This window comes from Lonsdalea quercina subsp. quercina, assembly GCF_000688655.1.
Lineage (GTDB): Bacteria > Pseudomonadota > Gammaproteobacteria > Enterobacterales > Enterobacteriaceae > Lonsdalea > Lonsdalea quercina.
On record NZ_JIBO01000003.1, the window covers coordinates 128,725 to 154,371 of the forward strand.

The 25,647-nt window shown below is 51.2% G+C and carries 22 protein-coding genes and 3 tRNA genes; 17 read left to right on the plus strand and 8 right to left on the minus strand.

Features of this window, described 5'->3' with window-relative positions; all coding sequences use genetic code 11:
• Positions 1 to 26: 26 nt before the first annotated feature.
• A tRNA-Val gene (locus RZ35_RS02800) sits at positions 27 to 102 on the minus strand.
• A gap of 267 nt (positions 103 to 369) precedes the next feature.
• Here RZ35_RS02800 and gltX point away from each other — a divergent pair.
• The 3 genes from gltX (at position 370) to RZ35_RS02815 (ending at position 2,293) form a co-directional block, all read left to right on the plus strand.
• Positions 370 to 1,785: a glutamate--tRNA ligase gene (gltX, locus tag RZ35_RS02805; RefSeq protein WP_026741931.1), complete on the plus strand. Its 1,416-nt coding sequence runs from the start codon at positions 370 to 372 to the stop codon at positions 1,783 to 1,785.
• 316 nt (positions 1,786 to 2,101) lie between these two features.
• A tRNA-Ala gene (locus RZ35_RS02810) sits at positions 2,102 to 2,177 on the plus strand.
• 40 nt (positions 2,178 to 2,217) lie between these two features.
• Positions 2,218 to 2,293 (plus strand) — tRNA-Ala (locus RZ35_RS02815).
• A gap of 114 nt (positions 2,294 to 2,407) precedes the next feature.
• Here the strand turns inward: RZ35_RS02815 and ung are convergent.
• Positions 2,408 to 3,094, minus strand: a complete 687-nt coding sequence (gene ung / locus RZ35_RS02820; protein ID WP_026741932.1) for a uracil-DNA glycosylase — start codon at positions 3,092 to 3,094, stop codon at positions 2,408 to 2,410.
• Positions 3,095 to 3,449: 355 nt separating this feature from the next.
• Here ung and grcA point away from each other — a divergent pair, with 355 nt between their 5' ends.
• Positions 3,450 to 3,833, plus strand: a complete 384-nt coding sequence (gene grcA, locus RZ35_RS02825) for an autonomous glycyl radical cofactor GrcA (RefSeq protein ID WP_026741933.1) — start codon at positions 3,450 to 3,452, stop codon at positions 3,831 to 3,833.
• A gap of 164 nt (positions 3,834 to 3,997) precedes the next feature.
• On the opposite strand, the gene srmB is transcribed toward grcA, so the two are convergent.
• Complete coding sequence (gene srmB, locus RZ35_RS02830) at positions 3,998 to 5,329, minus strand: ATP-dependent RNA helicase SrmB (RefSeq protein WP_026741934.1); 1,332 nt, start codon at positions 5,327 to 5,329, stop codon at positions 3,998 to 4,000.
• 132 nt (positions 5,330 to 5,461) lie between these two features.
• On the opposite strand from srmB, the gene trmN reads away from it, so the two are divergent.
• The 11 genes from trmN to acpS all read left to right on the plus strand — a co-directional run bounded on the left by trmN (position 5,462) and on the right by acpS (position 15,576).
• Positions 5,462 to 6,205, plus strand: coding sequence for a tRNA(1)(Val) (adenine(37)-N(6))-methyltransferase TrmN (gene trmN / locus RZ35_RS02835; protein WP_026741935.1), 744 nt, complete (start codon positions 5,462 to 5,464; stop codon positions 6,203 to 6,205).
• 272 nt (positions 6,206 to 6,477) lie between these two features.
• Positions 6,478 to 7,053, plus strand: coding sequence for an RNA polymerase sigma factor RpoE (rpoE, locus tag RZ35_RS02840; RefSeq protein WP_026741936.1), 576 nt, complete (start codon positions 6,478 to 6,480; stop codon positions 7,051 to 7,053).
• 51 nt (positions 7,054 to 7,104) lie between these two features.
• Positions 7,105 to 7,761: an anti-sigma-E factor RseA gene (gene rseA, locus RZ35_RS02845; protein ID WP_026741937.1), complete on the plus strand. Its 657-nt coding sequence runs from the start codon at positions 7,105 to 7,107 to the stop codon at positions 7,759 to 7,761.
• A complete protein-coding gene (gene rseB, locus RZ35_RS02850; protein WP_026741938.1) occupies positions 7,761 to 8,711 on the plus strand; it encodes a sigma-E factor regulatory protein RseB in 951 nt (316 codons plus the stop codon). The genes rseA and rseB overlap by 1 nt, the downstream gene beginning before the upstream one ends.
• A gap of 390 nt (positions 8,712 to 9,101) precedes the next feature.
• Positions 9,102 to 10,901 carry a translation elongation factor 4 gene (gene lepA / locus RZ35_RS02855; protein WP_026741939.1) on the plus strand — a complete coding sequence of 600 codons (1,800 nt, stop codon included), beginning with the start codon at positions 9,102 to 9,104 and terminating at the stop codon, positions 10,899 to 10,901.
• Positions 10,902 to 10,917: 16 nt separating this feature from the next.
• Complete coding sequence (gene lepB, locus RZ35_RS02860) at positions 10,918 to 11,886, plus strand: signal peptidase I (RefSeq protein WP_026741940.1); 969 nt, start codon at positions 10,918 to 10,920, stop codon at positions 11,884 to 11,886.
• Between the two features lie 178 nt (positions 11,887 to 12,064).
• Positions 12,065 to 12,745, plus strand: a complete 681-nt coding sequence (rnc, locus tag RZ35_RS02865) for a ribonuclease III (protein WP_026741941.1) — start codon at positions 12,065 to 12,067, stop codon at positions 12,743 to 12,745.
• A complete protein-coding gene (gene era, locus RZ35_RS02870) occupies positions 12,742 to 13,647 on the plus strand; it encodes a GTPase Era (protein WP_026741942.1) in 906 nt (301 codons plus the stop codon). Before rnc ends, era begins: the two co-directional genes overlap by 4 nt.
• 11 nt (positions 13,648 to 13,658) lie before the next feature.
• A complete protein-coding gene (gene recO, locus RZ35_RS02875) occupies positions 13,659 to 14,390 on the plus strand; it encodes a DNA repair protein RecO (protein WP_026741943.1) in 732 nt (243 codons plus the stop codon).
• A gap of 74 nt (positions 14,391 to 14,464) precedes the next feature.
• Positions 14,465 to 15,196: a pyridoxine 5'-phosphate synthase gene (gene pdxJ, locus RZ35_RS02880; RefSeq protein ID WP_026741944.1), complete on the plus strand. Its 732-nt coding sequence runs from the start codon at positions 14,465 to 14,467 to the stop codon at positions 15,194 to 15,196.
• The gene (gene acpS, locus RZ35_RS02885; protein ID WP_026741945.1) at positions 15,196 to 15,576 is read left to right on the plus strand and encodes a holo-ACP synthase; all 381 of its coding nucleotides are present in this window, start codon (positions 15,196 to 15,198) and stop codon (positions 15,574 to 15,576) included. The genes pdxJ and acpS overlap by 1 nt, the downstream gene beginning before the upstream one ends.
• Positions 15,577 to 15,583: 7 nt before the next feature.
• Here acpS and RZ35_RS02890 read toward each other — a convergent pair whose 3' ends face one another.
• The 3 genes from RZ35_RS02890 to RZ35_RS17080 all read right to left on the minus strand — a co-directional run bounded on the left by RZ35_RS02890 (position 15,584) and on the right by RZ35_RS17080 (position 17,711).
• Positions 15,584 to 15,844 (minus strand): YfhL family 4Fe-4S dicluster ferredoxin, encoded by a 261-nt coding sequence (locus tag RZ35_RS02890; protein WP_026741946.1) that lies wholly within the window; start codon positions 15,842 to 15,844, stop codon positions 15,584 to 15,586.
• A 534-nt stretch (positions 15,845 to 16,378) separates the two neighbouring features.
• Positions 16,379 to 17,449 (minus strand): acyltransferase family protein, encoded by a 1,071-nt coding sequence (locus RZ35_RS18565; protein WP_071999741.1) that lies wholly within the window; start codon positions 17,447 to 17,449, stop codon positions 16,379 to 16,381.
• Positions 17,439 to 17,711 (minus strand): transcriptional regulator, encoded by a 273-nt coding sequence (locus RZ35_RS17080; RefSeq protein ID WP_071999742.1) that lies wholly within the window; start codon positions 17,709 to 17,711, stop codon positions 17,439 to 17,441. The genes RZ35_RS18565 and RZ35_RS17080 overlap by 11 nt, the downstream gene beginning before the upstream one ends.
• Before the next feature lie 963 nt (positions 17,712 to 18,674).
• Between RZ35_RS17080 and pdeH the strand changes: the two genes are divergently transcribed.
• Positions 18,675 to 19,451 (plus strand): cyclic-guanylate-specific phosphodiesterase, encoded by a 777-nt coding sequence (pdeH, locus tag RZ35_RS02895; RefSeq protein ID WP_026741947.1) that lies wholly within the window; start codon positions 18,675 to 18,677, stop codon positions 19,449 to 19,451.
• 770 nt (positions 19,452 to 20,221) lie between these two features.
• Positions 20,222 to 21,736, plus strand: a complete 1,515-nt coding sequence (locus tag RZ35_RS02900) for a sensor domain-containing protein (RefSeq protein ID WP_026741948.1) — start codon at positions 20,222 to 20,224, stop codon at positions 21,734 to 21,736.
• Positions 21,737 to 22,050: 314 nt separating this feature from the next.
• Here RZ35_RS02900 and RZ35_RS02905 read toward each other — a convergent pair whose 3' ends face one another.
• Positions 22,051 to 23,340, minus strand: a complete 1,290-nt coding sequence (locus tag RZ35_RS02905; RefSeq protein ID WP_394296473.1) for an HlyD family type I secretion periplasmic adaptor subunit — start codon at positions 23,338 to 23,340, stop codon at positions 22,051 to 22,053.
• 61 nt (positions 23,341 to 23,401) lie between these two features.
• Positions 23,402 to 25,588 (minus strand): type I secretion system permease/ATPase, encoded by a 2,187-nt coding sequence (locus RZ35_RS02910; RefSeq protein ID WP_026741950.1) that lies wholly within the window; start codon positions 25,586 to 25,588, stop codon positions 23,402 to 23,404.
• Positions 25,589 to 25,647: the final 59 nt, after the last annotated feature.

Consider the following 25,647-nt stretch of genomic DNA (forward strand, 5'->3'; position numbering starts at 1 on the left):
AGCGGAGCTCTTTACTAAGTAAAGAGTGGTGGGTGATGACGGGATCGAACCGCCGACCCCCTCCTTGTAAGGGAGGTGCTCTCCCAGCTGAGCTAATCACCCGCGCTGTGTGGAGTGGCATTATAGGGATAGTTCATAGTGAGTCAACGCTTTTTAAAACTTAAATGGTTGTTCGTCGTAAAATTAGTCAGAGAGCCGTATTTGTGTGCATTGGCGTTGAAATCGTAAGCATTTTGGCGGGACAGTGCCGGGGCAGGCGATGTTATTGCGTTGAGGAATCGAAGTTGAGTGATAGAATATTGCCCACTTTTAATATGAGCTTACGTCGGTATTCACTGACAGCCGTTGAGTAATAAGGCCGTAATCCCAATGAAAATCAAAACCCGTTTCGCGCCCAGTCCTACTGGCTATCTTCACGTCGGCGGCGCTCGTACCGCACTCTATTCATGGCTGTTCGCCCGTCATCAGGATGGCGAATTCGTATTACGTATAGAAGATACCGATCTGGAGCGTTCAACCCAACAGGCGATCGATGCCATCATGGATGGTATGAACTGGCTGGGTCTGGACTGGGATGAAGGCCCGTATTACCAGACTAAACGTTTCGATCGCTACAATGCGGTTGTTGATGAAATGCTGGAAAACGGAACTGCTTATAAATGTTATTGCTCCAAGGAGCGTCTCGAGGCGCTGCGCGAGCAACAAATGGCTAATGGTGAAAAGCCCCGTTATGACGGGTGCTGCCGTGATTCCCACGAACACCATGCCGNCGACGAGCCGCACGTTGTGCGTTTTCGTAATCCGCAGGAAGGTTCCGTCATCTTTGATGATAACATCCGTGGCCCCATCGAATTCAGTAACCAAGAGCTGGATGATTTGATTATCCGCCGCACAGACGGTTCGCCAACCTATAACTTCTGCGTTGTGATCGACGACTGGGATATGGAAATCACCCACGTCATACGTGGGGAAGATCACATCAACAATACGCCTCGTCAGATTAATATTCTGAAAGCGCTGGGCGCGCCAGTCCCGGAATATGCACATGTCTCCATGATTTTAGGCGATGACGGTAAAAAGCTGTCTAAACGTCATGGCGCTGTAGGCGTGATGCAATATCGCGACGACGGCTTCCTGCCGGAAGCATTGTTAAACTATCTGGTCCGTCTGGGTTGGGCTCATGGCGATCAGGAAGTTTTCTCTATAGACGAAATGAAACAGTTGTTCACTCTGGACGCCGTCAGCAAGTCGGCTAGTGCGTTCAATACGGAAAAGCTGCTGTGGCTGAATCACCATTACATTAATAGTTTGCCGGCCGAGTATGTAGCGACGCAGCTGTCCTGGCATATTGAGCAAGCGGGCATTGATACGAGCAATGGTCCCCAGCTGAGTGAATTGGTCAAACTGTTGGGTGAGCGTTGCAAAACGCTGAAAGAAATGGCGGCATCCTGCCGTTATTTCTATGAAGAGTTCGACGCATTCGATGCCGACGCTGCGAAAAAGCATCTGCGCCCGGTCGCTCGTCAGCCGTTGGAACTGGTTCGCGCCAAGCTGGCTGCCATTACAGAGTGGACGCCCGAAAATATTCATCATGCTATCCAAAGCACGGCCGATGAGCTACAGCAAGGGATGGGCAAAGTGGGTATGCCGCTGCGTGTCGCGGTCACGGGCGCAGGTCAGTCGCCGGGTGTTGATGTCACCGTTCATGGCGTAGGTCAAAAACGCGCGTTGGCTCGCATCGAACGCGCGCTATCATTTATTGCTGAACGCGAAGCTCAGCAGTAAATCAACGATAGAAAACCTGCCATCATCGGACCCCGCGGGCCTATGCTGCGCGGGGTTTTTTTATGGGCTTGATGACATTGCCGGCGAGTTTACGCCTCGGTGATGCCGTCATTCTGAGGTGGTTTCGTCCCGACATGGGCCTCATTGCTCAACGTCTATCTCGCCGGTAACAGTCCGATGCAAGGGGATGTGATGGCTGCGTTCTGCTCACCTTGACGGCTTTTTCAGCGGTCGACGTAGTAAATAGATTTAGCCGTTGACACTACCAGTAGCGTTGCATATCATGCGCCCGTTCACACAGATATCGTGTCAGGACGGGGCTATAGCTCAGCTGGGAGAGCGCTTGCATGGCATGCAAGAGGTCAGCGGTTCGATCCCGCTTAGCTCCACCAAACTTCATGTTTGGGAGTAACTGAAATTTATCTATCGTGTGGGGCTATAGCTCAGCTGGGAGAGCGCTTGCATGGCATGCAAGAGGTCAGCGGTTCGATCCCGCTTAGCTCCACCAATATTCCTCCCCGTTTTTCCTCTGTCAGACTTTCTTTAACGCATCTTATCTTTCAATTCGGCAAGTTTTATAACGAAATGCCCCCGTTCGAATGAACGAAGGCCATCGTTACAATCAGTTTTCCTCAGGCAGATGCGGCATCCAATCGATAGGTGGTAGCCCTTGCTGTTCGAGCAGATGATTGGCCTGCGAGAAATGGCGACATCCCATAAATCCGCGGTGCGCTGAAAGCGGGGAGGGGTGGGGCGCTTTCAGTACGTGGTGGCGCTGCTGGTCGATAATGTTGCCTTTTTTCTGCGCGTGAGATCCCCACAGCAAAAAAACGATCCCTTCCCGATGTGAATTCAGCGCTGATATCACTTTATCCGTAAACGTCTCCCACCCCAGATTGGCATGTGAGTGCGCTTTTCCAGCTTCCACCGTCAGTACCGTGTTAAGCAGTAGAACGCCTTGCTTAGCCCAGCTCTGCAGAAAACCGTGTCGTGGAATTTCAAAGCTGGGAATGTCGCTGGCCAGTTCCTTGTAAATGTTGGCGAGAGACGGCGGCGCGGGAATCCCAGGCCGAACCGAAAAAGAGAGGCCGTGCGCCTGATTCGGACCGTGATAAGGATCCTGACCGAGAATAACGACTTTTACATCGTGAAATTCGGTATAGCGAAACGCGTTGAACACATCTTGTTGAGGGGGGTAGATCACTTTTCCCGCTTCTCGTTCCTGGTGAACGAACTTCAGCGTGTCAATAAAGTAAGGTTGTTGTTTCTCCTGGGACAGTACGTCGTGCCAGGTCAGGGTAGTTGCCATCAATGCGCCCTTGTCCATTCGATCAATCGGGCTAGCTTACCGCTCTATCCTGAAGAGGTAAAACCATAACCTGACTATTCGCGGCGTAAGCGTCGTTTTAACAAAAAAATTGAAAAAATATCGAATTTTTTGCAGTGAAGGGGAAATGCTAAAATTGATATAAAACAAAAGATTGATTTCAGGTGTGAAATCTATAAATGGCGTAAATTGATTTACATCAATGATTGTGCCGTGCTTGGCTGGTATACAGGTTAGCAGATTCAGTCGGGTTTACCCTGATGTTAAACAACAGGCAGATTTGTTACTGGATACGAGATCAACTTTAAGACTTACACGCCGTGCTACGGAGGCAATCATGATTACAGGTATTCAAATCACCAAAGCAAACAACAGCGCATTAGTTAATTCTTTCTGGTTACTGGACGATGAGAAATCAGAAGCGCGTTGCGTATGTTCAAAAGCGGATTACAACGAAGACCAAGTTGTGCCGGTTAGCGATCTGGGACAGTTCGAATATCGTGAAATTCCTTTGGAGCTGAAACCGGAAGTTCGCGTTGAAGGTGGTCAGCATTTGAACGTGAACGTGCTACGCCGTGAAACGCTGGAAGATGCCGTTCAGAATCCGGAAAAATACCCGCAGCTGACCATTCGTGTTTCTGGCTATGCCGTACGTTTTAACTCGCTGACGCCGGAACAGCAGCGCGACGTGATTACTCGTACTTTCACAGAAAGCCTCTAATCGCCAGCAACACGATTCAAGACAGATGAATTGTATAGAAAAGGGAGCCATCGGCTCCCTTTTTTGTTATTTGCGAACATGTCAGATACGAGAAGGCCTACTGATGTTCATCGGGCGCAGTAGGATCTACCTTTGAGCTAAGCCTCTTCGTTAATAAATGACTGTCACTTATTTTTTTCAGCCGGCTTTTCTGTGCTATTGCTGGGCTTGCGACGTTTACCGATATTCTTGCTATCGCGGTGACGCACTTTAGCCTTGGTCTTTGGCTTCTCTTTCTGCTTTTTCTCTTCGCGCTTGGCCAACACTTTTTTCGACGGCTTACCGGTTATTTTCGCACTCGGAGCACGCGTTGAAGGTCGTAGCTCATCGACCACCCTGGCTTTCATCTGCTCGTTTAAATAACGGCTAATTTTTCCCAGTAGCAAATGATCGTGCGCTTCGACCAGCGAGATGGCGCAACCTTTACGTCCGGCACGCCCGGTACGGCCAATGCGGTGCAGATAGGTATCTGCGGTACGTGGCAGGTCGAAGTTGAATACATGGCTGACATCATTAATGTCCAGCCCGCGGGCGGCGATGTCGGTTGCCACCAGCACATTGACTCGGCCGTCGCTAAGACGTTTAATCGCCTCGTTGCGTTTAGCCTGCACCATCTCGCCTTCCAGATAGCAGGTCTCAATACCGGCTTCACGCAGCCAGGCGACCATTTCATGAACACGCTCACGTTTACGAACAAAGACGATGGAGCGAGTCACCTCCGGCTGTTTCAGCAGATGACACAACAACGCGGTTTTATGCTGGAGATCGTCGGCACGGTAGTACCATTGCTGGATTTTTTTACGCTCGCGACGAGAGGGATCGGCCTCGACCTCTACTGGTTCTTTCAACAGGCGTTCAGCAAAATCCTTAATCGCATCGCCTTCTAACGTCGCAGAAAACAACAATGTCTGTTTACGCCAGCGAGTCTCCCCTGCGATATGTTCGATATCCTGCGCGAATCCCATGTCGAGCATGCGATCGGCTTCATCCAGGATCAGCGTTTCCACCGCGCGGCAGTCGAAGTTTTCTTCTTTAATGTATTGCAGCAAGCGACCGGTCGTTGCGACGACGATATCCTGATTCTCGCTGAAGACTTCGGCATGATTCATATAGGCAACGCCACCCGTAATGGTAGCGATATCCAGATGCGTCTGGGCGGCCAGGATTTTTGCCTGTTCGGCGACTTGCATTGCCAATTCCCGCGTAGGCGTCAGAATCAGTATGCGCGGCGGCCCGGATTTTTTACGTGGGAAGTCGAGCAGATGCTGCAATGCCGGTAGCAGATAGGCGGCCGTTTTCCCGGTTCCTGTTGGTGCAGAGCCTAGAACGTCCCGTCCGTCCATCGCTGGAGGAATGGCGGCAGCCTGAATTGCCGTTGGGCGGGAGAACCCCATATCCTGCAGGGCGTTAAGCAGGCTTTCATCAAGATCAAACTCGGAAAAATTGGTCGCTGTCATTATCTACCTCTATTTGGGGCGCCGATTATAGACTCATTGGCCCGGTTGTTCATCTCTTTAAGCGATGCAGATGACTTTTACTGCGTCAGCGTTTCTCCTATGCTACCGCGGTTTAACAGGAAAAGACGTAAAATGACTCAGCCTTTATCGACGCCGGCGATACGTTCCGGCGGATTCACCTTTAAACAATTTTTCGTGGCGCACGATCGCTGCGCGATGAAAGTCGGGACGGACGGGATTCTGCTTGGCGCATGGGCGCCGCTGCCGAAAGAGGGACGTCTATTGGATATCGGCTGCGGTTCAGGATTGATTACGCTGATGTTAGCGCAGCGCACAGAAGGCCAGCTGGCGGTGGATGGTGTGGAGCTGGACGCCGCCGCAGGACAACAGGCGAGGGAGAACGCAGTGGCTTCTCCTTGGCGCGAGCAGGTGACCATTCACACAACTGATATCGCCGACTTCGTAGGACGAACCCGCGAACGCTACGCATTGATTGTTAGCAATCCCCCCTATTTTGCTCCGGGAGTCAGCTGTCGTTCGGAGTCACGCGCTCAGGCCCGCTATACTACCTCTTTGACTCATCAAGAGTTATTGCGTTGCGCCAAAGCGAAGCTGACGGCTGAGGGGCTTTTTTGTGTGGTGTTGCCCTGCGATGTCGCGGAGGGGGTTGTGCCACTGGCTGAAAAACAAGGATGGCACCTGTCACTTCGGACGGATGTGCGGGAGTATGCGTCACGTCCCGCACATCGCACGCTGATTGCGCTCTCACTGCAGCCGGGCACCCCCCGACGGTCTTCGCTGATTATTCGAGATGATGATGGTCAATATTCCACTGACTATCAGGCGCTGACTCGCGCCTTTTATCTGTCGATGTAACGCGTGGAAAGACGGTGTTACATATGCATAGACCCCGGAATAGCGGGATTCGGCGCACGTGAGGGGGGGAAGTGTGGTACAACTAGCCGCAAGAGTTGAGGCGGGGCTGGTACTGAAAACTACACTAGCGATCACACAAACTAGAAAAGACTTTTAAAACGGAACTTAATGATGTGTATGGACTCCAAGCGAGTGCTTGCTCAAAGATTTAGAACGTGGCTGGCATTACGTAACCTAGGCGTGGAGACAAATTTGAGGAGATCTTACCTCGGATGAGCGAGCAGTTGACAGATCAGGTTCTGGNTGAACGGGTCCAGAAAGGCGATCGGAAATCGTTCAATTTACTGGTTGTTCGTTACCAGCATAAAGTAGCGAGCCTGGTGTCTCGGTACGTCCCCCCGGGCGACGTTCCGGACGTGGTCCAGGAATCATTTATTAAAGCCTATCGCGCGCTCGCGTCTTTTCGCGGCGATAGTGCGTTTTATACGTGGCTGTATCGCATTGCTGTGAACACGGCGAAAAACTATCTGGTTGCGCAGGGACGGCGCCCTCCGTCGAGTGACGTAGACGCCAGCGACGCTGAAAATTATGAAAATGCCAGCGCGTTGAAAGAAATATCGAACCCTGAGAATTTAATGCTGTCTGATGAGTTGCGTAGGATAGTGTTCCGCACGATTGAGTCATTGCCGGAAGATTTAAGACTGGCAATCACGCTGCGAGAACTGGATGGGCTGAGCTACGAAGAGATAGCCGACATCATGAATTGTCCGGTGGGCACTGTACGATCGCGTATTTTCCGTGCACGCGAAGCTATTGATAATAAGGTACAACCGCTTATTCAGCGTTAACTTGTTGTGAACGTTCATCATGACCGATTTGACAAGGTAAGGGTGTAAGGTATGCAGAAAGAAAAACTTTCCGCTTTAATGGATGGTGAGGCCGTCGACAACGAATTGCTGAGCGCTTTGTCGAAAGACGAAACACTGCAAGAAAGCTGGCAGCGTTACCATGTAATACGCGACACAATGCGCAATGATGTCAGTGAACACATGTTGCACGTAGATGTCGCAGCCCGCGTCGCGGCCGCATTAGAGCAGGAACCTGTTCTCTTCAACCCGCAGGCGGCGCCCGAATCCCAGCCACATCCTCGGACCTGGCAAAACCTGTCCTTCTGGAATAAGGTGCGTCCATTGGCGGCGAACCTGACGCAAATTGGTGTCGCCGCCTGCGTTTCTTTGGCGGTCATCGTTGGCGTGCAGCACTATCAGCAAGGCGGCGTCGCGACGGACGGGGCGGTTGAAGCTCCGGCGTTCAGCACGCTTCCTGCTTTAGGCTCCGCATCGCCGGTCAGTCTGAGCATACCGGCTGAAAACAGCGTCAATAGGGTTGGACAGCGTCAGCAACAGGCTGAGCATGAGCGCATCAATGCGCTGCTGCAGGACTATGAACTGCAGCGCCGAGTCCATTCTGACCAACTGCGTTTCGACCAACATGAAGAACAACAGGCTGCCGTTCAGGTGCCTGGAAATCAATCATTAGGAATGCAGCCGCAGTAATGAAGCGCTTTTTGTTTATTACCGCGCTGCTTTTCGGCGGCGCAGGCTACTCCAACATCGCCCCGGCTCAGGACAACTCCGGGGCGATGTTGCAACAAATGAGCCGAGCCAGTCAGTCTCTGAGCTACGAAATCTATTTTATCAATGTGTCCCGCCAGGGGATCGAGTCCTTCCGCTATCGTCACATGTTAGCGGGAAAAGAGACGTTGGCTCAGCTGCTTCATCTTGACGGCCCTCGTCGGGAAGTGGTTCAACGTGCTCGTAATATCAGCTACTTTGAAGCTAATCTCGACCCTTTCACGCTCTCCGGCGATCACATGGTCGATGCGCTGCCTGCATTGATCTATGCCAATTTTCCCCGGCTGTCTGCTTATTACGNCTTTATTCCCACCGGGCGTATTCGCCTTGCCGATCGTCAGAGCGACGTCGTTCGCATCGTCTCCCGGGACGGCACGCGCTTTAGCTATGTGATTTGCCTGGATGCGACCACAAGGCTGCCGCTGCGCGTCGATTTGCTGGATCAGAATGGCGAACTGCTGGAGCAGTATCGCGTCCTTTCCATGACGGTGGACGGCTCTGTTCAGTCAGAGATGAAAAGCCTTGAGCGCATGAGCCTTCCCCCGCTCCTTAGCGTACCCACGGCGGCATCGGCCGATTTCGCGTGGTCGACGCAGTGGCTGCCGAACGGCGTTGAAGAGATCTCTCGCAGCCAGCGNCCGCTTCCCAGCGGGGGTGTGCCGGTAGAATCTCGGCTCTACAGCGACGGTTTATTCAGCTTTTCGGTGAACGTTAGCCCGGTTGGCGACACGCACCCGGACCAGAACGCGTTGCTCGGACGGCGGATGATCCACTCCGTTGTGCGAGAAAAACACGAAATTACCGTGATTGGCGAACTGCCGTTGGCAACGGCCAAGCGCATTGCGGACAGTGTGTCCTTCACGGCGCCCTGATCGATCATCGGAAAGGGGACGCAATATCGGATGAGCTGTGCCGTGCATCAGGTTGAATACATTGCCGACGAGCCGACCAGGCTTCCTGTGCGATAAGATTCGCTTCCTTGTTTCCTGGCCAGAATGGCCTGATGGCGGCAAGGTGACCCGTCTTTTTCAGCCATCAACTCTCGGATTTCATATCGCGTAGCGACCGGTCTTCTTCCGCAACGTGAATAGGTGTAGTTACGTGATGATAAACAGTCTTAATAGACGGCCCATGACTAGGTTTTCCCCCGTATGGCATGTAGAATGCTGCGATTCGGGCCTATGACAACGGTCAGCGTTGTCGGCTAATGCGCATGCCGATCGGCAAGATTTCAGAAATACCAAGGTAGAAAAACTTTAATAATGAAGCATATAAGAAATTTTTCCATCATTGCCCACATCGACCACGGTAAGTCGACGCTCTCTGACCGCATTATTCAAATTTGTGGTGGTTTAACCGAGCGTGAAATGGCGGCGCAGGTTCTGGACTCTATGGAACTCGAGCGCGAACGCGGGATCACGATCAAAGCGCAAAGCGTAACGCTGGATTATAAAGCCCCCGACGGCGAAACCTACCAGCTGAACTTCATTGATACCCCGGGACACGTTGACTTCTCTTATGAAGTATCCCGTTCGTTGGCTGCTTGCGAAGGCGCGTTGCTGGTGGTGGATGCGGGACAGGGCGTTGAGGCGCAGACGCTGGCTAACTGTTATACGGCGATCGAAATGGATCTGGAAGTGGTGCCGGTCCTTAACAAAATTGACCTTCCTGCTGCCGATCCGGATCGGGTCGCGGAAGAAATTGAAGACATTGTCGGGATCGATGCGACGGATGCCGTGCGTTGCTCCGCGAAAACCGGCGTCGGCGTTCCTGACATCCTCGAACGTCTGGTGCGGGATATCCCACCGCCGGTAGGCGACCCGGAAGCGCCATTACAGGCGTTGATCATCGACTCCTGGTTCGATAACTATCTGGGCGTAGTATCTCTGATCCGTATTAAAAATGGCTCCCTGCGCAAGGGCGATAAAATCAAGGTCATGAGCACCGGACAAGTTTACAACGCCGAGCGTCTGGGCATCTTTACGCCAAAACGAGTGGATCGCGATACGCTTAACTGCGGCGAGGTAGGTTGGTTAGTCTGTGCCATCAAAGACATTCTGGGCGCGCCGGTCGGTGACACCCTGACGCTGGCGCGTAAACCGGCGGAAAACGCGCTGCCTGGCTTTAAAAAAGTCAAACCTCAGGTTTATGCAGGCCTGTTCCCCGTCAGCTCCGACGACTATGAGTCATTCCGCGACGCGTTGGGCAAACTCAGCCTGAACGATGCTTCTTTATTCTACGAGCCGGAAAGCTCGACGGCGCTGGGCTTTGGATTCCGCTGCGGCTTCCTGGGCTTGCTGCATATGGAGATCATTCAGGAGCGTCTGGAGCGTGAATACGATCTGGACCTGATCACCACCGCTCCGACGGTGGTGTACGAAGNGGAAACCACAGCAGGTGAAGTCATCTACGTAGACAGCCCGTCCAAGTTGCCGGCGATTAACAATATCGCAGAGCTGCGCGAGCCTATCGCAGAGTGTCACATGCTGATGCCGCAGGAGTTTCTGGGCAACGTCATTACGCTGTGCGTGGAAAAGCGCGGCGTGCAGACCAACATGGTGTATCACGGTAACCAGGTGGCGTTGACGTACGATATTCCGATGGCCGAAGTGGTGCTGGACTTCTTTGACCGCCTGAAATCCACATCACGCGGTTATGCGTCGCTAGATTATAATTTCAAACGATTCCAAGCTTCCAACATGGTACGCGTCGACGTTTTGATCAACGGCGAGCGTGTCGATGCGCTGGCGTTGATCACACACCACGACAATGCGCCGTATCGCGGTCGCGACTTGGTGGAAAAAATGAAAGAGCTTATCCCGCGTCAGCAGTTCGATATTGCGATTCAGGCGGCGATCGGCAACCACATTATCGCGCGTTCCACCGTCAAGCAGCTGCGTAAAAACGTGCTGGCCAAATGTTATGGCGGCGATGTGAGCCGTAAGAAAAAACTGCTGCAGAAACAGAAAGACGGTAAGAAACGAATGAAACAGGTCGGCAACGTTGAGCTGCCGCAGGAAGCGTTTTTGGCCATTCTGCACGTGGGCAAGGACAGTAAATAATCTCAGAGGAGTTGGCATGGCCAATATGTTTGCCTTGATTCTGACGCTCGCGACGCTGGTCACCGGCGTGGTGTGGTGTCTGGACCGTTTTAAATGGGCGCCGGCTCGACGCGCTAGACTGGCTCATTCAAGCCAGCAGTCGGACGGTACGGCCGGAGAGCAAACGCTTTCCAGCAGCATCAAACAGCCAGGCTGGATTGAAACCTGCGCTTCGGTGTTCCCCGTTCTGGCGGTAGTGCTGGTAGTGCGTTCGTTTATCTACGAACCGTTTCAGATCCCGTCAGGTTCGATGATGCCTACGCTGTTGATCGGCGATTTTATTCTGGTGGAAAAGTTTGCCTATGGCATCAAAGATCCGATTACCCAGACAACGCTGATTGAAACCGGCCATCCAAGCCGGGGTGATATCGCGGTCTTCAAATACCCGGAAAACCCGAGCCTGGACTACATCAAACGCGTTGTGGGCTTGCCGGGCGATCGCGTGAGTTACGATCCAGTCGCCAAGCAGGTGACGATCCAGCCGGCGTGTTCACCTTCCTCCGAGTGCGATAAAACGCTCGCCGTAACCTATAGCAACGTGCAGCAAAGCGACTTTGTCCAGACTTTCAATGGAATGGGCGGCGAAAGCAGCAACGGTTTTTATCAGGTTCCGACGGGCGGGCAGGCGAATGGTATTCGTCTGATGACGCGTAAAGAAACCTTGGGCGATGTCACGCACGACATTCTTACCGTGCCGATCGCGCAGGATCAGCTGAGCCTGTACTATCACCAGCCTCATCAGCCGTTGAGCTCGTGGGTCGTACCGGCAGGCAGCTATTTCATGATGGGCGATAACCGTGACAACAGCGCTGACAGCCGTTACTGGGGCTTTGTGCCGGAGAGAAATCTGGTGGGTAAAGCCACGGCAATCTGGATGAGCTTTGAAAAACAGGAAGGCCAATGGCCTACTGGCGTACGCCTGAGCCGGATTGGCGGTATTCACTAATACAACGTAATAAACGCGCGATATCTTTGCGCCTTCCGTTGTAGAATATTTTCGACATAAATAAACGCAGGCTCCCTACCGGGAGCCAGTGCAAACGAAACAGTTTTGGCACGAATCAAGAGTTCAGCAGGGCTGTTCCGTATGCTGTGGTCAAAAGCACGATTGATATTGGTAACACATGAACCCCATTCTCATAAATCGTTTACAAAAAAAACTGGGCTATACTTTCCGACAATATGATCTTCTATTGCAGGCGCTTACGCATCGAAGCGCCAGCAGTAAACACAATGAGCGGCTGGAATTCCTTGGGGACTCCATTCTGAGCTTTGTGATCGCCAATGCGCTCTATCACCGTTTTCCTCGCGTTGATGAAGGGGATATGAGCCGAATGCGCGCCACGCTGGTACGCGGCAATACATTGGCGGAGATTGCGCGCGAGTTCGAGCTGGGCGAGTGCCTGCGTCTGGGGCCGGGAGAGTTGAAAAGCGGCGGTTTCCGCCGTGAGTCCATTCTGGCGGACACGGTCGAAGCGCTGATCGGCGGCATCTTTCTGGACAGCGATATCCAAATGGTAGAGAAGCTGATCCTCGAGTGGTATCAGAGCCGACTGAACGAAATTAGCCCAGGCGACAAGCAGAAAGATCCCAAAACCCGTTTGCAGGAGTTCCTGCAAGGACGGCATTTACCGCTGCCTACCTATCTGGTGGTGCAGGTGCGTGGTGAAGCGCACGATCAAGAGTTCACCATACACTGTCTGGTCAGCGGGTTTAACGAACCGGTGGTTGGCACGGGGTCGAGCCGTCGTAAAGCCGAGCAGGCTGCGGCAGAACAAGCGTTAATACAGCTGGAGCTTGAATGAGCGAAGAACAGAATTACTGCGGCTTTGTCGCGATTGTAGGCCGACCTAACGTCGGTAAATCCACATTGCTGAACCAGCTGCTGGGTCAGAAGGTTTCAATTACCTCCCGTAAACCGCAGACGACGCGCCACCGTATTATGGGTATTCACACCGAAGGGCCTTATCAGGCGATCTACGTGGATACCCCGGGGCTGCATATCGAAGAAAAACGGGCGATCAACCGGTTAATGAACCGCGCCGCCAGCAGTTCCATCGGCGACGTAGAACTGGTTATTTTTGTTGTTGAAGGGACGCACTGGACCGAAGACGACGAAATGGTGGTCAACAAACTTCGCGATCAGAAACATCCCGTGCTGCTGGCTATCAATAAAGTCGATAACGTGACGGACAAAAGCAAACTGCTGCCGCACATTCAGATGATTAGCCAGAAGATGAAGTTTTTGGATGTCGTGCCGATGAGCGCCGAGAAAGGCATGAATGTCGACACTATCGCCAGCATCGTCCGTAAGCACCTGACGCAGGCGGAACACCACTTCCCGGAAGACTACATCACCGATCGTTCTCAGCGCTTCATGGCTTCCGAGATTATCCGTGAAAAGCTGATGCGTTTTCTGGGGGAAGAGCTGCCATATTCGGTGACTGTGGAAATCGAGCGTTTTGTGACGAATGAACGCGGGGGATATGATATCAACGGTCTGATTCTGGTCGAGCGTGAAGGCCAGAAAAAAATGGTAATCGGTAACAAAGGCTCCAAGATCAAAACCATCGGCATTGAAGCCCGTCAGGATATGGAACAGATGTTCGAGGCAAAAGTGCATCTGGAACTGTGGGTTAAAGTGAAATCCGGCTGGGCGGACGACGAACGTGCGCTACGCAGTCTGGGTTACAACGACGACCTCTAAGGGGTCGGCCTATGGAAGGCTGGCAGCGCGCATTTGTCTTGCATGGGCGCCCCTATAGCGAAACCAGCCTGCTGCTGGATCTGTTCACGGAAAATCAGGGGCGTGTCCGGATGTTGGCGAAAGGCGCTCGGGCACGGCGTTCCAGCCTGAAAGGGTGCCTTCAGCCGTTCACGCCGCTGCTGGTGCGCTGGAGCGGCCGGGGCGATGTCAAAACGCTTCGTAACGCCGAGCCGGTTTCGCTGGCTCTTCCCATCAGCGGCAGCACCCTTTACAGCGGTTTGTATGTCAATGAATTGCTGACTCGGGTTCTCGAGTTCGAAACCAACTTCTCCGCGCTCTTCTTCGATTATCTGCACTGCCTACAACAGTTGGCCGCGCTCGACGGTTCGCCTGAACCTGCGCTGCGCCGCTTTGAGCTGGCCTTGCTGGGGCATCTTGGCTATGGCGTCGACTTTCTTCACTGCGCAGGCAGCGGCGAGAGTGTCGCGGACGGCATGACCTATCGCTATCGGGAAGAGAAAGGGTTTATTGCCAGTCTGGTGGTGGACCGCCTCAGTTTTACCGGACGCGAACTACGTTCGCTGGCGGCTCGGGAGTTTCCTGATACGGACACGCTGCGCGCAGCCAAACGGTTTACCCGCATGGCGCTCAAGCCCTACCTTGGTGGTAAACCCCTCAAAAGCCGAGAGCTGTTCCGGCAGTTTGTGATCAAACCCCCTAAGCCTGCGCCGCCTGAAGAATAGGCGTGGGAGTACCCAACAGGATCGGCGGCGGTGTAAACTGACGTCATTGATGAGACAGAGAGTAAGGATGGATCATGGCTGAGCTGTTGTTAGGTGTAAATATCGATCATATCGCGACCTTGCGTAACGCTCGGGGTACAGCGTATCCCGACCCGGTTCAGGCCGCTTTTATCGCTGAACAAGCGGGGGCGGACGGCATTACCGTGCATCTGCGTGAAGACCGTCGCCACATCACAGATCGCGATGTGAGCCTCCTGCGCCAGACTATTCAGACGCGTATGAACCTGGAAATGGCGGTCACGGATGAGATGGTGGCTATCGCCTGTGAGCTACAGCCACACTTCTGCTGCCTGGTGCCGGAAAAACGGCAGGAAGTGACGACGGAAGGCGGTCTGGACGTCGCCGGACAGCTAAACAAGATGCAGGATGCCGTGAAGAGGTTGAAGGCTGCCGGGATTAACGTTTCTTTGTTTATCGATCCCGCTCGCACCCAAATTGATGCCGCCGTCGCCTGTGCCGCCCCCTACATCGAACTGCATACCGGCGCTTACGCGGATGCCGACGGTGATGAGGCGCGCCAACATGAATTCGAGCGCATCCGTGATGCCGCGACCTATGCAGCAGCAAAAGGGCTCCTCGTCAATGCCGGTCACGGTCTGACCTATCATAACGTTCAGCCCATTGCCGCTCTGCCGGAAATGCATGAGCTGAATATTGGTCACTCGATCATCGGACGCGCCGTCATGAGCGGCTTGACGGCCGCCGTCGCCGAAATGAAATCCTTAATGCGGGAAGCGCGTCGTTAATGGCGATCTTGGGTCTGGGCACCGACATCGTAGAAATCGCCCGCATTGAAGCGACAGTTGAACGCTCCGGCGATCGTCTCGCGCGGCGCATTCTGAGCGACGCCGAATGGGGGATTTACCGGGAGCATCAACAGCCGATTCGTTTTTTGGCAAAACGTTTTGCAGTAAAGGAAGCGGCGTCGAAAGCGTTTGGTACGGGGATTCGTCAGGGGCTGGCGTTCGCCCAATTCGAGGTGTTCAATAACGATTTGGGCAAGCCATGCCTGCGTTTTCTGGGGAGAGCGGCTGAGTTTGCGCAAGCGCTTGGCGTGCGGCATGTGCATGTATCACTGGCGGATGAGCGGCGCTACGCGTGCGCCACCGTCATTGTGGAAAGCTGATTCAGTTTTAGAGCTGGTCGGCGTGGTGTAGCTGAACGTATTTTTCCCACAGCCGCTCCTGACTTTCCACGTGCGCCGGATCGATGATGATGGTGTTATCGATCGGGCACACTTTCTGGCAGGTTGGGGTCTCGTAGTGACCGACGCACTCTGTGCAGCGCTCGGAATCGATTTCGTACGTCTCAATCCCCATTGATATAGCCTGATTCGGGCACTCTGGCTCGCACATATCGCAGTTGATGCATCGTTTGGTAATTAACAGCGCCATTTAGAGGTCTTTCCCATTTCTTGCCGCTATTCAGCGGCCTGTCCGCAACCATCGCACCCGATGAAGTCATCTTCGCCTTAGCCACCACTTTCGACGCGGTCTCCGCATCAGTCGGTAGACAGGGGAGGCTGCGCGCTTTATTAAAAGAGGCATCGGCGGCGGCGCGCACTTTAGCACAGAACCCCGAAAAGCCCAACGATGAGAGTTATTGAACGCTGGCGGGGTATCCCTTCTGAACTTGCCGAACAATTTGTGGGTTGCCAGAATATGCAGCGAACCTGAAACCGGTGAATTCCGATTATGACTGGATCAGATGTGGACCATGGTCATCGACAACGACACCATACCCACATTTTTACCGACGAATATATCTAAAAATAGTGGTTGACCTCCAGCCAGATAAATTATGAAAATCGCTACGTCAGAAAGTTTTATAAAGATGCTTTTTATGATGAGTTGAAATAAAAAACTCTAACCGATTTTTATCTATTGATAAAATAGGGGCGTTTCATGGTTGAATAGTGACTTAACTGATTAACCCTGTCGCATTGTCATAGTGCGCCTTTCAATTGTTAAACATACTATCGATGATGTCATAAGAACAAAAGTAAAAGTTAACGCAAGAGATATGTAGAAATTAATACCTATATCTTCTAATATTCTAAGGATAGCGTATCCAATTACGGAATGTAATGCATAAAATGGATAACTTATTTTCGATAAGTATGAAATTACTCCTATCTTCTTGAACTTGTTTTTGATGATGTAGCATGCTAAGAATAACAATATAGAATAAGAGTAATTGCAAAACAAAACAAAAAATAACTTAATCGGATGGTTTGCATATATAAAATATGAGAATGATGTAAAACATATTAATGCTGTAGCTGCTGCGCTGAACTTGCTAGCTTTTCCAGATAAAGCGAGATAGAAACATAACCCTATAAACATGTATGATATAAAAGAAAATTCATGTGATAATTCAACGAGCCACGAAGGAAACCTGACCTCACGCGCCAAAAATGAAAGCAAAGAAGATAGCACTGAAAATAGAAAAGCAGAGGTAAGGCCTCTTGTTATTATGAAGTGTCTAAAGATTGCGCAAATTATATAGAATTTAACTTCTATTGCTAGTGTCCAGTTTACTGCATCTATAGACGGTACCCCAATAAGATTGTTAATCAAAAACGCATTTGAAAGGATATTACCAAAACCTAGAGAGGGTATTACATTCCAATAAAAATATGAAGTTGAATAAAGGACTGCCAACATTACGATAAGACATATAATGTATGTGGGGTAGATCCTCATTAATCTCGCGGTCAAAAATTTTTTAGAATCGCGATTTTTTAACGAAAATGAGACAACGAAACCGCTAATAAGAAAAAATATAGAGACACCAAATGGCCCGTAATTAAATTCAGGCAGTGGTAATGTTATGGCTCTATAAATATATCCAAAGTCACTCTCAGATACTGGAGAAAATGTCAAACGAGACACTGTGTCTTTATGTATTGAATATACACCAATCCAATGAACAATAACTACACTCAAAAAAGCGAGAGATCTTAGTTGGTCGGCAAATATTATCTTCTCAGTTCGCACTATTTATCTCCGCACCCATTTCTCGCATTTTATTAACAACTATATTTATTTGTTGATCGGATAATGATAACTGAGCTGCTATGTAAAATAAAATGTGTAGGCTAAGTGTACGTGGGGACTCTCCACCAGTGTATTTTCTCCACTGACTGTTGCTTGCTACTCCGGCTAAATCGGCCATTTGATTACCTGTATGGCTTAACTGCTTCTTGAGACGGAGCAGATCATCAGTTGTTGGTGGTGAATACTCTTTAATTAGTCGCATCATTGCACCTGCAAAACCTCTTGTGTGATAAGGGAGGGTTGCAAATTATTTATTATGTTATTGATTCTAATGCTAGCCCCTTTGGTGCTATCTATCAAGGCTAATAGATTGGGATTCAGCTATCTTTCCTGACCAAATGCGTCATGACGTAGAGAAACAGCTGCGACGGCGATACCGAGCTGGGTCATCTGATCGATCATCTCCTGCGGCCCATAGTTTATGACGAAAACGACCGGAGGATGGTGCTCGGCAAGACTTTCCAGGTTGACCACTTTAGGTTTGCCGACTAACGGCGGGACAAGGTGCGCATAGTGATGGCCCCGCTGTCGTTCCCAATTGCGTAGAACACCAATAATTTTTTCGCTCGCGTTGAGTTTGACCAGTCGGTTGAGTGTTTGATGTTGTAAAACGACGACGCGCTTGACGTCGTCGGGAAGGGGAACGTTGCGATTGAGTTGATCAACAATTTGCAGTTAAGCATGGGTCGCTGCTGAGATTATCGCCATTAGCGCGCTTACCATAAGTGGGGTAATTGTTTTTATCATTATTATATACCGTTCAATTATGTGCTGTATTATACCGCGCACCAGGAGAGAGCGAACGATGCTAACTGACTGGTTGTATAGGAAATAATCAATAACCAGCCTTATTCGTGGGGCGGCATTTTACTGTGTAGAGCATCCGGTGGAGTACAGCGTAAAATCATCGCTTACTCTTTGGATTGAGGCCCTAGGCGGTATGTGAATTAGTCTTTATCATAAAGTGCTAAAAATTACGATTCCCACAGCCCATTGATAAACCGGTCAAATTCGCAACACAGCAATGTGTCCGTCACGTTTACAACGTAATGTAGCCCACATTACGTTAACTGCCCCGAATTCACTTTCATCGCGGTCAGGGCTGTTTTCAGGAGCTGTGGGATTATTTTAGTCATTCAGCGTATGTCTAACGGCGGAATATAGAGTGCAGCAAATCAGTCAGCTTAATCAGTTTGGGCCTATTCCACCCGATTGTGGGCCGGAGACAAAAGATGACGTTGATTTTTTGCTCAGTTGCCGCCGAAAGTACACTTTTCAGCCGATTTATCGAACATCCGGACGATTGCTGGGCATTGAGTTATTAACGGCCATTTCACATCCGACCATCCCTCATCAAGCGCTTTCCCCCGAAGTCTACTTTGCTCGCATTGATGTTGGCATGCGCCTGAAAATCGTCATCGAGCAGATGCAGTTGTTGCGTCGACTGAATGATCGTTTTGTTCGGGACAACCTGCTGGCCTCCGTCAATATTGATGGACCGGTGCTGATGGCATTGCAGAAAAATCTGCAGGCCAAAAAGCTGATTGCCAGTATGCCCTGGTTGCGTTTTGAGCTGGTGGAGTGTCATGAAGGTCTGTCTAAAGAGCTGCTAAACGCGTTGCCTGAAGCCAGCCGGCTATGGCTGGATGATTTCGGCTGCGGCGTAGCCAACTTTTCATCGCTGTTGATGGTGCGGCACGATTGCATCAAAGTCGCTCGAGAGCTGTTCGTCATGCTTCAGCAAACTGAAGAAGGACGCCAGATTTTTCATCTACTAATCACATTGATGACCCGTTACTGCAATTACATTGTCGTTGAAGGCGTGGAAACGGAAAAAGAATGGGGCATGGTTAAAGCATCCAGCGCGACGGCAGCACAAGGCTATTTCCTCTCTCGTCCTCAGTCATTTGAATATTTCGAGTCATTAAAACTCGAATTCTAACGGCGCCGATAGTCATTCCTATCTCTTTTTAACGTTACCCTTCCTTTTAATTCCACGCCTGGCAAGACAGTGTTCGGATAGCCTGAAATAGTGGGCTATTCGGATCAACATGACGTGAGAATGACAACGCTCAAAACAAAATATTTGATTAATAAATATTAATCTAATGAAGTTTAATTCTTTAGTTTTAATTAATAATAGTTAACTTTTTTAATTCTGCGGCTAATAATGCTGCGGTTTGATGATTTCCGCCATACGAAATGGTGCTTGTTGCCTGTGTCATCATTGGCCAAAGATTGATTTTTAACTTGCTGATTATAAACAATAAAAATCTTAATGTTTGCTTACAACGATCGATAATTTCTTTATGATAGGTTTTTATGATTAAAAGGGTATTAATTATTGGTATAATTGATTTGCTTCAGCGCAATTGATAGTCAAAATACAGCGCATGCTAAAGGCATAAAGATTAGCTTTAGATTATTAGTAAATCTTATGACAGTGTTAGTGATATATATAACAAATAAGCTGAATCTTTTTATTTGATTGTTTCTATCTTCACGCAGTGATATTTGGGGGGCTTTATGCTTACGTTTCTATGTTTCTGAACTCTCAGCCTGACCGGATATTTCTTCCATTTACCCCTTTTGCTCTCCGGAAATCTTCCAACGCTGAAAAACTGAATAGGGGGATGTTATTACCGGGTTCCTGCGTCTTTAGTAATGTGCTGTGTTCGTTCAGGACCCTGAGGCCCTGAGGAGAGTATAATTGTGTATGAAATTATAATAACTCTATTGATTATTCTCTTGGGTGTCTCTTCATTCCGGAACCGTAAACACCAGGAAAAGTTCAGTATCGAAAATAAAAAACTGGATTTTTTGAACATGGTTCTGTTTGCTGCGGAATATAGCCCTGCCGCGCTCCTGATTGCCAACGAAAATTGCGAAATCATCTATGTCAACAGACAGTTCGTCTCCATGTCCGGCTATGAAGCCGAAGAGGTGATTGGAAAAAATCCCCGTGTTCTTAGTTCGGGGATGACCAACGCCAGCGTTTATGAGGAGCTTTGGGATGCGCTCAATAAAGGCGAAATTTGGAGTGGGGAGTTTATTAACCGCAAAAAGAATGGTCAGTTATATTGGGAAAAAGCCAGCATAGTAAAAATATATAATAAGGCGAGTAACGCTATTCAGTATGTCGGCATTAAAATGGATATTACGGAGAGAAAGACAAAAGAGTATCACGATAATTCCTACAATCGCGCGCTGGAATTGTTGTCTAGCGGGGCGCCTCTTAAAGATATTCTTGATGCCATTATTTTCAGCGTAGAAGAAAAAAATCCAGGAAGGATTGTCTGCTCTGTCCTGCTTATTGATAAGGATAAGGAATGTTTAACCCTCGGTTCCGCCCCCAGTCTGCCGGGCTTTTATAAAAATGCCATTCATAATGTGAAGATTGCTGATGGGGCCGCATCGTTCGGAACGGCAGCATATACCGGTAAACGCGTTATCGCAGAAGATATCTCCACTGATCCAAGCTGGTCGCTTTATAAAGGTCTGGCACTATATGCCGGATTACGTTCTTGTTGGTCAGAACCTGTGTTCGGCCAGAATGATGAAGTATTAGCAGTGCTTAGTGTTTATCATCGCAAAGTCTACTCTCCGGCTGAAGATGAAATCGAATCCATCGAGAAGTCTGCTCAGTTGGTTTCCGTCGCCATTGAACGCTATCGCGCCATCGATATGCTGCGTCGTAGCGAGGAACACTACCGCCAGCTGGCGCATTACGACTCACTTACGTCTCTGGCCAACGGTCTGACTTTTGCCGAGCAAATGGAACAGGCGATTCAGCTTTCTAAACAGACGGGGCGCAAGATTGCTCTGATGTTCCTGGATTTGGACAAATTCAAACAGATCAATGACACCTTCGGGCATGCCGTGGGCGACCTGTTATTGAAGGAAGCGGCTGCTCGAATGCGCCTTGCCGTTCGCGATAGCGATACGGTGTATCGCCGCAGCGGCGACGAGTTTATCATCCTCCTTCAAGGCATTAAGGCGCAGGAGAACACGCTGTATGTGGCGGACAAGATCCACTATGCGCTGAATGAGCCTTTCGAAATTGAAGGTAAAACGTTGGATATATCCTGCAGTATTGGGATTGCGCTTTATCCGGAGCACGGCGCTGACGCGCTATCGCTGGCTATCAACGCAGACGCCGCCATGTATCAGGCCAAAACGTTGGGACGTAGCCAGACGATGATTTATCACGATGTCAATACTCACTAATTCCTGTCGTACTGCGCTACCGGCTGAGGGGCGTCGGCGCATTGAACGAAAGAAGAAAAGGGCAGGGGTGAATAACGGGCAACGCGACGGCGCTTGCTCGTTTTTGTGTCGCCAGACTTTAGCACGCATGCGATTCCAGCCGACTCTCGACGTGAATACATACTCACTTCAGCGCCCCTGTGTTCAGTAGAGGTGGCAGGCGCTCGAAACTAGCGGGGCTGCGAGCGATGCAAAAAAAACGGGCAACCCTCGCGAGGTTGCCCGNCTTACGTAGATATCCCAATCGACAATTACCGATTGTGAATAACAGGAAATTATCTTTCCCGTAGCGCTTCTGCCTTGGCTCGCAGGATAGGTTTGAGCAGGTAACGCAGAATGGTTTTCTTACCCGTCATGATATCGACGGTCGCGACCATACCGGGGATGACGATCAGCGGTTTGTCTTCGTTGCCCAGATGATTTTTCTCGGTGCGCAGGCGGATCACGTAGTAGCTGTGTCCTTCTTTATCCGTCACGGTATCCGGACTGATTTGCTCGAGATGTCCTTTTAACCCGCCATAAATTGTGTAGTCGTAGGCGGTGAATTTGATCACAGCCTGCTGACCGGGGTGCAAAAAGGCAATGTCCTGTGGTCGAATACGGGCTTCGATGAGCAGGTTGTCGTCTAACGGCACGATCTCGACCAGATCGTTACCCGGCTGGATAACGCCGCCAATGGTATTTACAAGAATTTGTTGCACGATGCCACGGACGGGCGACACCACCAACGTACGGTTGACCCGGTCTTCCAGCGCTTTGCCCGTCGCCGTGATCTTGTTGAGGTTGTTCTGTGCTTCATTTAATTGCGCCAAGGCTTCGCTTTTATAACGGCCATGAGTCTCTTCGATCTTATTATCGATCTCCTTCAATGCCGCCTCGGCGCGCGGGATTGACAGCGAAACAGAATCCATCTGACCGCGAGTTTCCACTTCCGAACGACGCAAACGAAGAATTTCGACCTTCGAAATAGCGCCTTCCTTGATCAACGGCTCGGACATTCTGATTTCCTGCTGGAGCAAATTCAGACTGTTACGGTACTGCTCTTGTCTGGAAACATAGTCGCGCAGCTCCTGGCGTCGTTGCACCAGCTGTTCTTTCAGGCCGGAGATTTCATTGTTGAACTGTCGCTTGCGGTTATTGTAGAGATCCCGTTCGCCCGAGGCGATGGTCGGGGCCTGCTTTTCTACTTCGGGGGGCAGCGTGAACGGCGTGTCGTTGATCTCCGCATTCAGGCGAGCGATGCGCGCCAGCAGAGACAACCGGTCAGCCTCGGTTTCACCGACGTTGGACGCAAAGCGAGTGTCGTCCAGACGCAACAACGGTTCGCCCGCCTTAACGATTTGCCCTTCATGGACGAAAATCTGGCTGACGATCCCCCCTTCAAGGTTCTGAATTTTTTGCAGCCGAGTCGAGGGAATGGCCTTTCCTTCTCCGTGTGTTACCTCGTCAATTTCGGCGAAGGCCGCCCACAGCAGGAAAAAACCGATGCACGCCAGAATCACCCACAGGGTGACGCGAATAATGCGGGGCGCATCTTCCACCATGGCCTGGCTGACTTCGGGCATGGTCTGCGCGTCGCTGTTTTTACGGGAGGCCTGAAAATAGGCCAGTATTTTTTTAGTCGTTTCAACGAGACGCATTGATCTGCCCCTTCTTTAATGCATCCATCACGATGGCTTTCGGACCGTCGGCAATAATGCGGCCTTTATCCATGATGATCAGGCGGTCAACCAGCGACAGCATGGACACACGGTGCGTCACCAGCAGCAGCGTCTTGTTGATCAATGTGGTTTGCAGTGCCTGCTTGAGGCGATCTTCGTTGCTGTTATCCATCGAGCTGGTAGGCTCATCCATCACCAGAATGGGCGGCTCTAGTAGCAGGGACCGTGCAATGGCCACCGCTTGGCGTTGGCCGCCCGAGAGCTGTTGACCGCGTTCGCCGACCTGCAGGTTGTAGCCGTCGGGATGAAGGCGGGCAAACTCACTGACGCCTGCGATTTCGGCGGCGCGCAACATGGCTTCGTCTTCCACATAGCGCGCGCCGCAAATCAGGTTATCGCGCAGCGAGCCGCTAAACAGCTGGATATCCTGCGGAACGTAACCGATGTTGTGGCGCAGATCGCTGACGTCCAGCTGCCGCGAGTCGACCCCATCGATCAGCAGATTGCCGCTGGTAGGCTGATACAGATTGACGAGCAATTTTTCCAGCGAGCTTTTGCCCGACCCGGTACGTCCGATGATGCCGACTTTCTCGCCTGGCTTGATGACCAGGTTGATGTTAGACAGCGAATGAATCTTCTGTTCCGGGTAATCAAAGGTGACATCGCGAAACTCAATACCGCCGACGATGCTTTCGCGTTTCAGAGGGCGTTCGTCCTCCTTGCGCTCCTGAGGCAGCTCCATCATTTGCTCGGTCGTCACCATCGTCAGTTTGGCCTGCTGATAGCGAGTGACCAGACCCGAAAGCTGCCCCATCGGAATCAAGGCGCGTCCGTTCAGCATGTAGCAGGCGATCAGCGCCCCCATACTCAGTTTGCCGTCAATCAACAAATAAACGCCGACGACGATCATGATGACGCCCGCCAACTGCTGGAACCACTGGGTCAGGTTGACCGCTAGTGCAGAGAGCGTTTTCGCCCGCATCTCCAAACGGCTCAGGCTCCCGATCGTCTGCTCCCACTGATGCTGTCGTTCGCTTTCCGCGTTATTGACCTTAATCGCATCAAGCCCAGTCAGCGTTTCAATCAACGTCGCCTGACGTTCACTCGCCAGATGCAGCGATTTTTCAATGGTTGAGGTGAGCGGTTTTTGCAGCGCCCAGCTCACCAGCAAGGCCAGCGGGAAGGCGAGGATAGGGATCCATACCAGCGGGCCGCCGATGATGCCAATGACCAGCAACAGCAGCAGGGTAAAGGGAAAGTCAATCAGCGTGGTCAATGTCAGCGAGGAGAGAAAGTCCCGCAGTAGCTGAAATTCATGAATATTCTGCGCGAAGCTGCCCACGCGGGCAGGACGCGCTTTCATCGCCATTCCTGTGATGCGTTCAAACAGCGTGGCGGAAAGAATAAGGTCGGTTTTTTTACCCGCAATATCCAGGCAGATGCTGCGCAGCGTGCGTAATATCAAATCGAACAAGAAAGCGCCGCTGACGCCGAGGGCCAGAACCCACAGCGTAGACGTCGCCTGATTGGGGACGACGCGATCGTAAACGTTCATCACGAACAGTGGGGTGGCGAGCGCGATGAGATTGATCAGGAGGCTGGCGAGGATCGCATCCATATACAGGAAGCGGGACAGCTTCAGCGTGTCCTTAAACCAGGATTTTGTCCGGGGGATCAACGAGGTTTGCTGCAGATCGAACGAATGTCGTGGCTGCGCGAACATCACTAGGCCCAGATAGTTTTGCTGCAACGTACTGTGATCGACGACGATCTCGCCGCCCTCGGTTTCACTGGGCATGATGCGGGCGCTGCCGTCATTGTTCCACCCCAGCAGGATGACGGAACGGCCTTCTCGCATCAGGAGCATGGCGGGTAGTGACATGCCGGAGATCGCATTCAGTGGTCGCTTAAGCACCCGAGCCTGCAGGCCTGCGCGCGCCGCGGCACGCGGCAACAGTTCAACCGTCAATCTTTGCTCTGCGAGAGGTAATCCGGCGGTCAACGTGGTTCGGCTGGCGGTTTTGCCTTGAAGTTTGCAGAGTATCAACAGGCTGTCGAGTAAAGGGTCGTCGTGACGATTGCGTGGATCGTGGTTTACGGAAGCGGCAGCGACGTCGGCGCTGCCTGGTGGTTGTTCATGCTGTGGCATCATGTAACCAAACATTCCTTAACTAAGAATGCCTTTCCCGCGGACGGAAAAGGCATAGGCTG